The organism is Leisingera sp. ABM4_060, from assembly GCF_056158765.1.
Window position 1 is genome coordinate 4,056,859 of record NZ_JBSWTX010000001.1, and the last position, 11,451, is coordinate 4,068,309.

General features: G+C 63.8%; 17 protein-coding genes. 6 read left to right on the forward strand and 11 right to left on the reverse strand.

Annotated features, from left to right (window positions below; translation table 11 throughout):
* Nucleotides 1-10: 10 nt before the first annotated feature.
* Nucleotides 11-517 (forward strand): GGDEF domain-containing protein, encoded by a 507-nt coding sequence (locus ACXAEH_RS19635; protein WP_475035204.1) that lies wholly within the window; start codon nt 11-13, stop codon nt 515-517.
* Here ACXAEH_RS19635 and ACXAEH_RS19640 read toward each other — a convergent pair.
* The 5 genes from ACXAEH_RS19640 to ACXAEH_RS19660 form a co-directional block, all read right to left on the reverse strand.
* Nucleotides 514-1,392 (reverse strand): DUF805 domain-containing protein, encoded by an 879-nt coding sequence (locus ACXAEH_RS19640; protein WP_475035206.1) that lies wholly within the window; start codon nt 1,390-1,392, stop codon nt 514-516. The genes ACXAEH_RS19635 and ACXAEH_RS19640 overlap by 4 nt on opposite strands.
* Nucleotides 1,393-1,476: 84 nt before the next feature.
* Complete coding sequence (locus ACXAEH_RS19645; protein WP_475035208.1) at nt 1,477-2,292, reverse strand: fatty acid desaturase; 816 nt, start codon at nt 2,290-2,292, stop codon at nt 1,477-1,479.
* Between the two features lie 16 nt (nt 2,293-2,308).
* Nucleotides 2,309-2,794, reverse strand: coding sequence for a hypothetical protein (locus ACXAEH_RS19650; protein ID WP_475035210.1), 486 nt, complete (start codon nt 2,792-2,794; stop codon nt 2,309-2,311).
* Nucleotides 2,795-2,848: 54 nt separating this feature from the next.
* Nucleotides 2,849-3,385, reverse strand: coding sequence for a GbsR/MarR family transcriptional regulator (locus ACXAEH_RS19655; RefSeq protein WP_475035212.1), 537 nt, complete (start codon nt 3,383-3,385; stop codon nt 2,849-2,851).
* A gap of 123 nt (nt 3,386-3,508) precedes the next feature.
* Nucleotides 3,509-3,985, reverse strand: a complete 477-nt coding sequence (locus ACXAEH_RS19660) for a YHS domain-containing (seleno)protein (RefSeq protein WP_475035214.1) — start codon at nt 3,983-3,985, stop codon at nt 3,509-3,511.
* A 241-nt stretch (nt 3,986-4,226) separates the two neighbouring features.
* Between ACXAEH_RS19660 and lfb1 the strand changes: the two genes are divergently transcribed.
* Nucleotides 4,227-4,580, forward strand: coding sequence for an LIC10280 family protein (lfb1, locus tag ACXAEH_RS19665; RefSeq protein ID WP_475035215.1), 354 nt, complete (start codon nt 4,227-4,229; stop codon nt 4,578-4,580).
* On the opposite strand, the gene ACXAEH_RS19670 is transcribed toward lfb1, so the two are convergent.
* Genes ACXAEH_RS19670 through ACXAEH_RS19695 form a run of 6 tightly spaced genes read right to left on the reverse strand, consistent with a single transcriptional unit; the run spans nt 4,570 to nt 8,647 of the window.
* Entirely contained in the window at nt 4,570-4,854 is a 285-nt protein-coding gene (locus ACXAEH_RS19670) for a hypothetical protein (RefSeq protein WP_475035217.1), read from the reverse strand. The genes lfb1 and ACXAEH_RS19670 overlap by 11 nt on opposite strands.
* A complete protein-coding gene (gene plsY / locus ACXAEH_RS19675; protein ID WP_475035219.1) occupies nt 4,851-5,456 on the reverse strand; it encodes a glycerol-3-phosphate 1-O-acyltransferase PlsY in 606 nt (201 codons plus the stop codon). The genes ACXAEH_RS19670 and plsY overlap by 4 nt, the downstream gene beginning before the upstream one ends.
* Nucleotides 5,456-6,766: a dihydroorotase gene (gene pyrC / locus ACXAEH_RS19680; protein WP_475035221.1), complete on the reverse strand. Its 1,311-nt coding sequence runs from the start codon at nt 6,764-6,766 to the stop codon at nt 5,456-5,458. Before pyrC ends, plsY begins: the two co-directional genes overlap by 1 nt.
* Nucleotides 6,763-7,146: a hypothetical protein gene (locus tag ACXAEH_RS19685; RefSeq protein WP_475035223.1), complete on the reverse strand. Its 384-nt coding sequence runs from the start codon at nt 7,144-7,146 to the stop codon at nt 6,763-6,765. Before ACXAEH_RS19685 ends, pyrC begins: the two co-directional genes overlap by 4 nt.
* A complete protein-coding gene (locus tag ACXAEH_RS19690; protein WP_475035224.1) occupies nt 7,146-7,679 on the reverse strand; it encodes a hypothetical protein in 534 nt (177 codons plus the stop codon). The genes ACXAEH_RS19685 and ACXAEH_RS19690 overlap by 1 nt, the downstream gene beginning before the upstream one ends.
* A gap of 5 nt (nt 7,680-7,684) precedes the next feature.
* Nucleotides 7,685-8,647 carry an aspartate carbamoyltransferase catalytic subunit gene (locus tag ACXAEH_RS19695; RefSeq protein WP_475035226.1) on the reverse strand — a complete coding sequence of 321 codons (963 nt, stop codon included), beginning with the start codon at nt 8,645-8,647 and terminating at the stop codon, nt 7,685-7,687.
* 184 nt (nt 8,648-8,831) lie between these two features.
* Here ACXAEH_RS19695 and ACXAEH_RS19700 point away from each other — a divergent pair, with 184 nt between their 5' ends.
* The 4 genes from ACXAEH_RS19700 to moaB are packed head-to-tail and all read left to right on the forward strand — an operon-like array spanning nt 8,832 to nt 11,365.
* Nucleotides 8,832-9,596 carry a uracil-DNA glycosylase gene (locus tag ACXAEH_RS19700; RefSeq protein ID WP_475035228.1) on the forward strand — a complete coding sequence of 255 codons (765 nt, stop codon included), beginning with the start codon at nt 8,832-8,834 and terminating at the stop codon, nt 9,594-9,596.
* 10 nt (nt 9,597-9,606) lie between these two features.
* Nucleotides 9,607-10,206: a metallophosphoesterase family protein gene (locus ACXAEH_RS19705; RefSeq protein ID WP_475035230.1), complete on the forward strand. Its 600-nt coding sequence runs from the start codon at nt 9,607-9,609 to the stop codon at nt 10,204-10,206.
* Entirely contained in the window at nt 10,203-10,823 is a 621-nt protein-coding gene (locus ACXAEH_RS19710) for a LysE family translocator (RefSeq protein WP_475035232.1), read from the forward strand. The genes ACXAEH_RS19705 and ACXAEH_RS19710 overlap by 4 nt, the downstream gene beginning before the upstream one ends.
* Nucleotides 10,823-11,365 (forward strand): molybdenum cofactor biosynthesis protein B, encoded by a 543-nt coding sequence (gene moaB, locus ACXAEH_RS19715; RefSeq protein ID WP_475035234.1) that lies wholly within the window; start codon nt 10,823-10,825, stop codon nt 11,363-11,365. The genes ACXAEH_RS19710 and moaB overlap by 1 nt, the downstream gene beginning before the upstream one ends.
* Nucleotides 11,366-11,451 lie beyond the last annotated feature (86 nt).

Below are 11,451 nucleotides of genomic sequence, written 5' to 3' on the forward strand. Positions count from 1 at the left end.
GGAAATTCACATGCTGAACGAGAAGCTCCTGCATCTTGCTGCGCATGATCAGATGACTTCGCTTTACAGCCGTGATCATTTCTTCCGGCTGATTGCCGGGCTCGGCAAGGATTTTCAGGGCAGTTTCCTGCTGGCCGATATCGACCGGTTCAAGGCGATCAATGACACCCACGGGCATCAGGCCGGGGACGAGGTGATCCGCTTTGTCGCAGGTGTTCTGAAGGAGGGAGTTCAGCCCGGAGGCATCGCCGCGCGGTTCGGCGGTGAGGAGTTCGTCGCCTGCCTGCCGGATGTGCCGCTGAGCGAAGCTGCCGGAAAAGCCGAGGAGATCCGCCAGGCAATCGGTGCCACACCCTTGTCAGTTGGTGCCGGGGGGGTGCTCTGCACAGTCTCAATCGGGCTTGGCTACCATGACGGCAGCCGCCCGGTTGAGGCGGTGCTGCGGGAAGCCAATGTGGCGCTTTATGCGGCCAAGAACGGCGGCCGCAACCAAGTGCGGCCAGCCTGTGCCGGCTAGCGGCCTGTGCTGCCCAGCACCCGGGTTTTGTACAGATCCTTGACCTGAGCTTTGCGGGCGGCCTGGAGCTGCAACTCCTCTTCGGCAGAGCGTTTTTGCAGATAGGCGTAGCCCGCGAATGCGCTGCTTTGGCCCTTGCCGCTGACAGAGCCGCGTTGTGCGGGCTGGCTTGTGCTGGTGCCATAGGCATTGCCGTCCCGTTCTGATGGCAGCAGCATGAAATAGGTGTGCAGCAGCAGCGCGATGAACGGACCAAAGCCGAAGAACACGGTGTAGAATAGAAATTGGAACCCCAGGAAGGGGTCATGTGCAGCCAAGCCCCCGGCCTGATCGAGCGCGGCACCCGGGTCTGCCTGGGCGGCAACCCCTAGCAACCTGTCCAGCACCACCTCCCAATTCATTGTGCTGGCGACGGCCGCCAGATTGAACAGCGCCTCCCAGAAGCCGCCGGAGACAGAGGCCATGACCGCACCGGCAATCAGCATCCCGCTGCCCAGGCCGCTGGGGTCGCTGGTCAGGGCCGAGGTCAGGAAGCCAAAGCTCATGATCAGACCCAGCGAGACCGCGCTGAAGGGCAGCTTGGCCCATTTGCCGCTGCGCCCGGCATCGTGCAAGCGGCGCACTGTCAGCGACAGCCGCGGAATGAAGGTGATCAGAAACAACCCAAGGGAGCCATAGTGGAACGGGTTCAGCGGCGGCACTTCGCGGCGCAGCAAATAGTCCCAGACTTCTGCGGCATCACCTGGCAGCATCAGGAGAATACCGAGCCAGACCAGGGGGATAACGCTCCAGTACTCCAACCGCGTGGCGCGGCCGTCAAAATCGAAGAACTTGAATGCAAAGTTTTCAAAAGGGGTGAGAATGCGGGTGATCATTGGAAACCTGCTGTTAATCTATCCCCTTTGAGTTGCGCTGAAATTCCGGCGGCAATGTGGCTGGTTGCAGGCGGATCCGGGGTATCAGCGCCGGTCCAGCCAGGCCACAACCGGCAGGCGGCTGGCGGCATAACCGGGCACCTGGGTATCCAGCCTGTCCGCCAGTTCCGGCAGGCGGCTGACGGGCACTTTCGGGAACAAGTGATGTTCGCGGTGGTAGAACATCAGATAGGCGGCCCTGGCCAGAACCCCGCGCTGGCTGCGCGCCACCAGGCCCGCAGTGCCGGTGCCCTGATGGGTGATCCAGACTGCGAAAAAGGCTGTCATGCATTGCGCCACCGCCATTGCAGCCAGATGCAGCAGCAGAAAACGCTGGCCGCCCCACAGGCAAAGCCCGGCAGCCATTGCCACGCAAAGCCCGTCGCGCAGCATCCGCCGCCGCCATTTGCCGCCGCCCTGCATCCAGCAGCCCCGGATCAGATCCACCGGAAACCGCGGCCCGTAGCGCAGCACTTCCCAGGCCGTCATATGGCCGCAATGCCCCTCGATGTCACCGGGTCCCATCGAATGGCAGTGATGCTGCATATGGCTCCAGGCGACAGAGCAGTTGCATCCGCACATCAGGGCGCTGAGGATATGCAGCACGGCGATATCGCCCTGGCGCGGCAGGCCCAGGTTGCCGTGGATTGCCTCATGGTTCAGCCGCAGCGCGCAAAGGAAGAACATAAAGCTGGCACCGGCTCCCAGCGGCCAGAGTGGCGAGGCATAGAAGACCCAGGAGAGTATCAGCCAAGGCAGCGGCAGGGTCAGTTCACCCCAGCGCTGGCGGCCGGTGACTGGCAGCAGATCCTGCCAGTCGACATTGCGCGGTGCCAATTCACGGGAAACGGGCGTGTGCATGGCGGTCTCCTTTCGATCAGGATTGAGGGGATGTCTGCCCTGTTTGATCTTCAGGTCCGGCTTTCCTCTTGGTTTCGCGCTCACGGGCTATACCGCGGTACATCAGCCAAAACGCCATGCCCCATGTCAGCGAAAACAAGGCGCCAAAGCCGGTCAGAAAGCCTGCGAAGTCCAGGTACTCTGCAAGGTTCGGGAAGCCGCGGTAGGAATGGAACAGCGGCACCGCAAAATAGGCGTAAACCGGCGTTCCGAGCAGGTTGGCGCCTAAAGCAGCTAACATCAGCAGAGGGCCGGTGCCCTTGTGCTTCAGGGTAAGCCACAGGGCCGGGCCGCCAAACAATAGCCAAGGCAGGCCGCCGAGGATGACGGCAAAGACGGGGATGAGGTATACCCAGCAAAATAGCACTGCGATTATTAACGGGGCGGCGATCAGGGCGACCCAGAAGGACGTAGAGTCGATGTCATGCAGGTCGCCGTCATTATTGTCAGTTATTTCTGTCATGAGGGAAATGTCCTCGCAAAATTTTTTTGAACCAGGGCCGCATCCGGCCCGCACTCATTCCGTCTGTTTGCCGCCGGGCAGGAACCGCGCCACCTTGGCGCCCAGCTTCAGCACTGCCAGATGCACCGAACGCGGCAGGCGGGAGAAATCCGCATACCAGTCGTCAAACATCCGCATCACCCGCAGCGTCTCGCCCATGCGCTCCTTGACCGCCTTGGGGGTGCTGTCGGCTTCGGCCTCCTGCATCACCGCGTCCAGGGCCCGCAGGGTGGGGGCAAACTCGCGCTCACGCCGGGCCGCAATCACCGCATCGGCCAGATCGAACATGTCCCGGATCGAGGTGAAGTGATCGCGCCGGTCGCCCAGCTGGCGGCTGACCTTGACCAGCCCTTGCGCCTGCAGCTCTTTCAGCCCGTTGGAAACGTTGGAGCGTGCCAGCCCCAGCACCTCGCAAATCTCTTCCGCGGTCATCGGGGCAGAGGCGATATGCAGCAGCGCATGGATTTGCGCGACGGAACGGTTCACCCCCCAGCGGCTGCCCATCTCGCCCCAGTGAAGGATAAAGTTCTGCATCGCGGGGGTCAGTTTCATCACGGCATCCTGAAATTTCTGTAAGGACAGAAAGTTGGAAAACCCGAGTCGTGTCAAGACAAAGAAAACCGGCGGCAGGTTGCCCCGCCGCCGGCTGTTTGCTTGTGAGCGGCGTAAATTGCCTTACTGCGCCTGCAGCTCTGCCGGGGTCTTGTCGGCGATGTCTTCCCAGTTGGCATTGGCGTTTTGCACCATGCCCGGGATGTCGCCTTCCCAGCGTTCCTGGATGTCAGCCGACAGGTTCAGGTACAGGGTGTTGTCGACGATCTTCCAGTGGTTCGGGTCGCCGTCGAACTTGAAGCCCATTGCGGTGCCAAAGGCGCAGTAGCCGCCATAGGCCGGCAGGTAGGCTTCGGGATTCTTTTCAAAAGCCGCTTTGTGCTCTTCCGAGGCGAAGCGGTACATTGCGTCATTGTAAACAGTAGTGATTTTATAGCTGCCCTTGGTGGGGGCACCGTCTGTGAAATATGCGACCGGGTCATAGCCCTGCATTGCCAGGCCGGTGGAGGATGCGTTGATCTCAACGCCTGCCGCCAGTGCCGAGGTTGCCATCGCAACCGACAGAGCCACACCGCTGATCAGTGCTTTTACTTTGTTCATGGTCCCGTCCTTTCAAATCCCGGCCAGGGTGGATGAAAAATGTTTGCCCGGCCGGCGTTTCACCATGTGTGCCGCGGTATGCTGCGGGTCACGGAACCCATGTGGAGAGGCAGGCGATCACGTTCAAAACAACTCAATTTGAATGTGCGTCAGCCTGCAAGAGCCTGTGCATTCCTGCGCAGAACGGGTGACAGGCAGGTTTTCTCCAGCCACTATGGAAGCAGGCAATTTGGAGGCAAGGATGACAGGTTCCTTTTCAACCCGCCGCGCTGCGCTTGGCATACTGGCAGCGGCTTTCACGGCGGCAGCACTGCCGGCCCTTGCTCAAAGCGTCAGCGGTATCTACCGGGCCGAGGGGCGCAACCCGGATGGCAGCAGCTATACCGGCACCGTGCAGATCCAGGACAACGGCGGCAGCGTTCAGATACAATGGAGCATTGCCGGGCAGGGCTACTCCGGCACCGGCTCGCGCAATGGCGATGTGATCTGGGTCGATTGGGGGCAAACGCATCCGGTGGTTTATGTGCGGATGCCCAGCGGTGAGCTGCATGGCACCTGGGCCAATGGCCGCGCGTTGGAGCGGCTTATCCCGTAACCTCCAGCGCCAGCACGAAGCGGACCACTTTCTCCTCGGGCATTTCGCAGGGCTTCAGCAGTGCGCCGGATACCAGCCGGTAGAGGTTGAGGCTGATGTAATCGGTGCCGCCCAGTTCGCGGGCCACCAGTTTCTGGGCCTTTCCGCCTGCCAGGTTCCCGCGGGTGACGGTATATTTGCGCCCGTCCGCAATGCCTGTGAAACCGCCCAGCGGCAGCGCATCAAAGGCGGCCAGAAACGCGTTCAGCCCGCCTTTGCCTGTTCCAAGGCTCACTTCTGGCCGATCCGCGGCTCGGTGCCTGCGCGCAGGCGGGCAATATTGGCCGAGTGGCGGATGAACACCACCACCGCCAGCAGTACCGCCAGCAAGGCCACTGGCTGGTAGCCCAGCACCAGTGCCCAGACCGCACCCGAGGCCGCTGAGACCAGAGCCCCCATCGAGGAGATCCGGCTGACGGCCGCCGCCGCCAGCCAGGTGAGGCAGCAGGCGATGCCCACCGGCCAGGCCAGCGCCAGCATCAGACCCAGGAAGGTCGCCACGCCCTTGCCGCCCTTGAACCCCAGCCAGACCGGAAAGCAATGGCCGAGGAAGGACATAAGGCCGGCTGCTTGCGCTGCATCTTCGCCGGCCAGAAAGCGGGCCAGCAGTACCGCCGCCGCGCCCTTGCCGCCATCCAGGAAGAGCGTCAGTGCCGCGGCGGCCTTGCTGCCGGTGCGCAGCACGTTGGTGGTGCCGATATTGCCCGAGCCGATTTCCCGCAGATTGCCCAGCCCAAACGCCTTGGTGACCACCATGCCAAAGGGCACGGACCCCAGGCCATAGCCGATCACCGCCCAGAGGATCAGCACTGCGGCAGAGCTTTCGATAACTGGCATCAGTCCCTCCGGTAAACGGGTTCGCCCGCAACATAGGTGGCTTCAACCCGGCCCTGCATCCGCTGGCCGTCATACGGCGTGTTCTGCGATTTCGAACGCAGCTTGAAACGGTCGAGCACAAAGGGCACGTCCGCGTCGAACAAGACCAGGTCGGCAGGTGCACCCGCGGCCAAGCGGCCGCTTTCCAGACCCAGGCGTTTCGCCGGGTTCAGCGACATGGCACGGAACAGGGTTGGCAGGTCCAAGAGTTCAGCGTGGTAAAGGCGCAGCGCGGCGGGCAGCAGCGTTTCCAGCGCCACCGCGCCGGCGGCGGCTTCCTCAAACGGCAGCCGCTTGCTTTCCTCATCCTGCGGTGTGTGCATCGAACTGATAATGTCGATCAGCCCGGTCCGCACTGCCTCAACCACCGCCAGCCGGTCGTCTTCCGAGCGCAACGGCGGCTTCACCTTGAAGAAGCTGCGGTAGCCCGCGACGTCCAGCTCATTCAGCGTCAGGTGGTGGATCGAGGTGCCCGCGGTGATGTCGATCCCGTTGGCCTTTGCGCGCTCCAGCGCGGGCAGGGCGCGCGCTGTGGTGATCTGGTCGGCATGGTATTTGGCACCCGTCATTTCCAAGAGGGCAATATCGCGGTCCAGTCCCATCCGCTCTGCCATCGGTGAAACTGCGGGCAAGCCATAGAGTGCAGCGAACTTGCCGCTGGTGGCTGCCGCGCCCTTGCTCAGCACCGGCTCCTGCGGATGCGCGATTACTAGGGCGCCGCAAGAACGGGCATAAGTCAGCGCGCGCTGGAACACCTTGGTGTTGGCAACCACATGGTCGCAATCGGAAAAGGCCACCGCGCCGGCATCCATCAGGAAGCCGATCTCGGTCATCTCCCGGCCTTCGCGCCCCTTGGTCAGCGCCGCCATCGGCAGCACGTTCACCGGCGTGTCGGCCTGGGCGCGGCGGGTGACAAACTCCAGCGTCTCCGGGCTGTCGATCGCAGGCGCGGTATCAGGGCGGGTGACAATGGTGGTGACCCCGCCCGCCGCCGCCGCGAGGCCTGCGGATTTATAGCTTTCCTTGTGCCGCTCGCCGGGCTCGCAAACCTTGACGCCGATGTCGACAATCCCCGGTGCCAGGCATTTGCCGCCGCAGTCCTGAATGGCGGCCTCATCCGGTGTGACGCCATGCGTGGCCAGCAGCTGTTCAGGGCTGGCAGCATTTTTCTCAACCGCCGCGATCCGACCGTTCCGGACCAGAACCGCGCCGGGCGTATCGGTGCCTGCTTCCGGGTCGATCAGGCGGGCATTGGTGAACAGAGTGGTCATGCCTTGGCTCTTTCAATAGCGTTGAGGGTCGCGGCCGGGTCGGCCTGGTATTTGATCAGGTGCTTGTCGCCGCTCTTGGTGATGACCTGCACATAGCTGCCCATGGTTTTCACAGCTTCAATCTGAGCAACCGGCACGCTGCGTCCGGCGGGGCCGGCAAGTGTGTCTTTGGTCAGGATCCAGACCACCGCCAGCTCTTCGCTGGCCATGTACCAGCCGCGCAAGGCGATGGCGGCGAGCCCGCCCACGGCACCGGTCCAGACGTGGGGGCTGTCAAGAAACCACAGCACCGCCATCGCGCCGCCCATGCCAATCGCGGCCATCCAGGCATGCGCCCGGACATAGGCGCTTCGGTCCGGTGTGAAGGCGGTTTCCTCCATCAGAACACCAGCGCCCAGATCAGCAGTGCAATCAGGGTCATGACCACAGCAAACAACGTGGCGCCGATGCGGCGGGCTTGCGAGCGGGCTTCGCGCGGGGAAAGCTTGGGCGCCGAATGGGGTTTGGCGCTTTCGGCACTTGCAGGCGCGGCGCTCCAATTGGTCCGGCGCTCGCCATAGGTGCCTTTGAGCACGATCTGCTCCGCCGGGGTCAGCCGGACTTCCTTGCCCTCAAAGGCGCGGGAACGGATCAGCAGCACGTGGCCGTCCAGCGCTTTCAGCATTTCGTGGTCTTCTTCGACCTGCGCCCGCGGCACGCCGCAGCCTTCGGTCAGATAGCCGGTCAGGCCGATGTCTTCGAGGTCAGAGACCGGGAAGACCTCCGCCTGGTCCATGTCCAGGGCTTCGATCCCCAGAACCTGCGCCAGCGCGCCAGGCTCCTTCAGAAACGCCGCCTGCTCGGGCCGCATGCCGAGCGCAAAGAGGCGGATCACGCCGCGCTCGCCCGCCGGGATATGAATGACGCCTTCCAAGCGGGTCAGCCCGCCTGGCTCTGATTGGGGGCCTGGCGCTCGGCGCGCAGGTTGCGTGCGAGCAGATCCATCGCGGCCATGCGGACGGCAACACCCATCTCGACCTGCTCCTGGATGACCGAGCGGTTGATGTCGTCCGCAAGGGTGCCGTCAATCTCCACCCCGCGGTTCATCGGGCCGGGATGCATGACAATGGCGTCGGGTTTGGCTTGCGCCAGCTTGTCGGCGTCCAGCCCGTAACGGTGGTAGTATTCGCGCTCGGACGGGATGAAGCCGCCGTCCATGCGTTCCTTCTGCAGCCGCAGCATCATCACCACGTCCACGTCCTTGAGGCCTTCGCGCATGTCGTCATAGATCTCGGCGCCGAATTCGGCGAACTGGCCGGGCACCAGGGTCGGCGGGCCAATGAGGCGGATGCGGTTCTCCATCTTGCCCAGCAGGATCAGGTTGGAGCGCGCCACGCGGGAATGGGCAATGTCGCCGCAGATCGCGATGTTCAGCCGGTGCAGACGGCCCTTGGAGCGGCGGATGGTGAGCGCGTCCAGCAGTGCCTGGGTCGGGTGCTCATGCTTGCCATCGCCGGCATTCAGCACCGCGCAGTTCACCTTTTGCGCCAAGAGGTCCACCGCGCCGGAATGCGGGTGGCGGACAACCAGCAGGTCCGGGTGCATCGCGTTCAGCGTCATCGCGGTGTCGATCAGGGTCTCGCCCTTTTTGATCGACGACGCCTGCATCGCCATGTTCATCACATCGGCGCCCAGCCGCTTTCCTGCCAGCTCAAAACTGGCCTGGGTGCGGGTGGAGTTCTCGAAGAACATGTTGATCTGGGTGAGCCCCGCCAGCACGTCGGAGTGTTTTTCCGGGCGGCGGTTCAGCGCCACATAGTCATCGGCCAGATCGAGGATCGCAGTGATCTCATGCGGCTTCAGCGGTTCGATGCCAAGCAGGTGGCGGTGTTCGAAGGACATATGGGGCGGCTCCGCTTGATTTGCGGGCTCTTATAGGCGGGGTGGTGCCTTGCGGCAAGGCTGCGCAGGCGAGGGGCCGGCCCCTCGCGCTCCCCGGGATATTTTCAGCCAGAAGAAGGGGGTGGGGCAAATTCAGGAGGGGAGGGGTGTTCCGCTTCCTGGGCGGGCAGGGTAGCTTGGGCGCATGGAATTGGCATTGGATTACTGGAGCGCCAAGGCGCTGTTGGAGTGGCAGGTTGAGCTGGGCGCCACCGAGGCGCTGTGCGACGTGCCCGTCGACCGTTACGGGCTGGCGCAGGCGGCGCCAAAGCCGAAACCGGGCGCGGCGCCTGCGCCACCGCCCAAGCCCAAGGAAGTTGACCCTGTTGACGTGGCCAGGACGGCCGCCAAGGGCGCGGCCTCCCTGCCTGCCTTGCGCGAGGCCATGGAAGGTTTCACCCACTGCGATCTGAAGCGCGGCGCCCGCAATCTGGTGTTCTCGGACGGGCAGGCAGGCGCGCGGGTGATGATCATCGGCGAAGCGCCGGGCCGCGACGAGGATCTGCAGGGCAAGCCGTTTGTCGGCCGCGCCGGGCAGCTCCTGGACCGGATGCTGGAGGCGATCGGGCTTTCACGGGCGGAAAGCGTCTATATCACCAATGTCCTGCCTTGGCGGCCGCCGCAGAACCGCGATCCGCTGGCGGCCGAGATTGCCATGCTGGCCCCGTTCCTGGAGCGGCATGTGGCATTGGCAGAGCCGGATATCCTGGTGCTTATGGGCAACATCAGCTGCCAGGCGGTGCTGGGCAAGCGCGGCATTACCCGGTTGCGCGGGCAATGGGCCCAGGTCTGGGGCAAGCCGGTCCTTCCGATGTTCCATCCCGCCTATCTGCTGCGCCAGCCGTCGCAGAAACGGTTGGCCTGGGCAGACCTGCTGGAGCTGAAGGCGCGGCTGGGCGCTGTGTCCTGAGGAGGCCTACGTGAAGATCCTCGCCTTTTCCGATTTGCATCTCTCCAGTGCCCACGCGGCCTCGATCGTCGAGGCCAGCGCAGACGCTGATCTGGTGATCAGCGCGGGCGATTTCTGCAACATGCGGCGCGGGCTGGACCGGGCGGCGGCGATGCTGGCGGGGCTGCAGGCGCCGATGGCGGCGGTGGCGGGCAACGGCGAAAGCGCCGATGAGCTGCGCACGGCGGGCTTCCCCAACACAACCGTGCTGCATGGCGAAAGCATGGAATTTGAGGGGTTGCGCCTGTTCGGGCTGGGGTATGGCGTGCCGCAGACGCCCTTTGGCAGCTGGTCCTGCGATCTGAGTGAGGCGCAGGCTGAAACGATGCTGGTGGCTTGCAGTCAAGCGGATGTCTTGATCTCCCATTCTCCACCCAAGGGTTTTGGCGATGTGACGTCCGGCGGTGCCTCCGTGGGCTCCACCGCGGTCCTGGCGGCGGCACAGCGGATCCAGCCGCAGCTTCTGCTCTGCGGCCATGTGCATGATTGCTGGGGCTTCCGCGGCTATTTAGGGAAAACGCAAGTGGCCAATCTCGGCCCTGCGGTGAACTGGTTTGAGGTGACACCATGATCGACGCGGTAACTTTGCTGGCGTTCATCCCGGCGGCGCTGGCGCTGAACCTGACACCGGGGGCGGATATGATGTTCTGCCTCGGCCAGGGGCTGCGCGCGGGCCGCGGTGCGGCAGTTGCGGCCAGTGCCGGGATTTCGGCGGGCAGCATGGTGCATGTGGCGCTTGCAGGGCTGGGGCTGGGCGCGGTGGTCGCGGCCATGCCTGCGCTGTTTGACGTGATCCGCTGGATCGGAGTCGCCTATCTGCTCTATCTCGCCTGGGGCGCCCTGCGCGGCGGGCTGGCGGCGGATGCGCTGCCCGAACGCCGCGGCGCCAGCGCCTTCCGCAGCGGGCTGCTGGTCAATCTTGCGAACCCCAAGGTGATCCTGTTTGTGCTCGCCTTTGTGCCGCAATTCGTGAAGCCGGAAGCAGGGCCGGTGCTGGCCCAGTTCCTGATCTTCGGGCTGATTCTGGCCATCGGCGGATTTTTCATCAACGGCCTGGTGGGCATCTTTGCCGGCCAGGCCGGGCAGCGGCTGACCGGATCGCCGGTTTTCTCCCGCTGGCTGGGCCGGGTGTCGGCTGGAATTTTTGCAGGGCTGGCCGTGCGGCTGGCAGTAATGGAGAGGGCCTGATGTCCCGTATCGACGAAAGCATGGAGTTCATTCCCGTCCGCATTGCGGTGCTGACGGTGTCGGACAGCCGCAAGATGGAGGATGACCGCTCAGGGCAAGTGCTGGCCGACCGGCTGCAGGACGCAGGGCACACTCTGGCGGATCGCAAGATCCTGCCGGACGAGCGGGCAGAGATTGCCGCCCAGCTGCGTGCATGGGTGGCCGATCCGGAGGTGGATGCGGTGATCTCGACCGGCGGCACCGGGCTGACCGGCCGCGATGTGACGGTGGAGGCGCACCGCGACGTCTATGAAAAGGAGATCGAGGCCTTTGGCACCGTCTTCACCCTGGTCTCCATGCAGAAGATCGGCACCAGCGCGGTGCAGTCTCGGGCAACCGGCGGGGTGGCGGGCGGCACCTATCTGTTTGCGCTGCCCGGCAGCCCTGGCGCCTGCAAGGACGGCTGGGATGAAATCCTGTCAAAACAGCTTGATTACCGCCACCGGCCCTGCAATTTCGTGGAAATCATGCCCAGATTGGAGGAACATCTGCGACGGAAGTAACCGTGCGCGGCGTGTAACCTCGAAAACCCGCTCGGAAAATCGTATATTTCCAAGCGGGCAAAAATTCGTGCCGTCACGGCAGTTGC

Bases quoted from the DNA above. Each gene is read 5' to 3' on its own strand.
- ACXAEH_RS19635 (WP_475035204.1), top strand. From the start codon at position 11: ATGCTGAACGAGAAGCTCCTGCATCTTGCTGCGCATGATCAGATGACT.
- ACXAEH_RS19640 (WP_475035206.1), bottom strand. From the start codon at position 1,392: ATGATCACCCGCATTCTCACCCCTTTTGAAAACTTTGCATTCAAGTTC.
- ACXAEH_RS19645 (WP_475035208.1), bottom strand. From the start codon at position 2,292: ATGCACACGCCCGTTTCCCGTGAATTGGCACCGCGCAATGTCGACTGG.
- ACXAEH_RS19650 (WP_475035210.1), bottom strand. From the start codon at position 2,794: ATGACAGAAATAACTGACAATAATGACGGCGACCTGCATGACATCGAC.
- ACXAEH_RS19655 (WP_475035212.1), bottom strand. From the start codon at position 3,385: ATGAAACTGACCCCCGCGATGCAGAACTTTATCCTTCACTGGGGCGAG.
- ACXAEH_RS19660 (WP_475035214.1), bottom strand. From the start codon at position 3,985: ATGAACAAAGTAAAAGCACTGATCAGCGGTGTGGCTCTGTCGGTTGCG.
- lfb1 (WP_475035215.1), top strand. From the start codon at position 4,227: ATGACAGGTTCCTTTTCAACCCGCCGCGCTGCGCTTGGCATACTGGCA.
- plsY (WP_475035219.1), bottom strand. From the start codon at position 5,456: ATGCCAGTTATCGAAAGCTCTGCCGCAGTGCTGATCCTCTGGGCGGTG.
- pyrC (WP_475035221.1), bottom strand. From the start codon at position 6,766: ATGACCACTCTGTTCACCAATGCCCGCCTGATCGACCCGGAAGCAGGC.
- ACXAEH_RS19685 (WP_475035223.1), bottom strand. From the start codon at position 7,146: ATGGAGGAAACCGCCTTCACACCGGACCGAAGCGCCTATGTCCGGGCG.
- ACXAEH_RS19695 (WP_475035226.1), bottom strand. From the start codon at position 8,647: ATGTCCTTCGAACACCGCCACCTGCTTGGCATCGAACCGCTGAAGCCG.
- ACXAEH_RS19700 (WP_475035228.1), top strand. From the start codon at position 8,832: ATGGAATTGGCATTGGATTACTGGAGCGCCAAGGCGCTGTTGGAGTGG.
- ACXAEH_RS19710 (WP_475035232.1), top strand. From the start codon at position 10,203: ATGATCGACGCGGTAACTTTGCTGGCGTTCATCCCGGCGGCGCTGGCG.
- moaB (WP_475035234.1), top strand. From the start codon at position 10,823: ATGTCCCGTATCGACGAAAGCATGGAGTTCATTCCCGTCCGCATTGCG.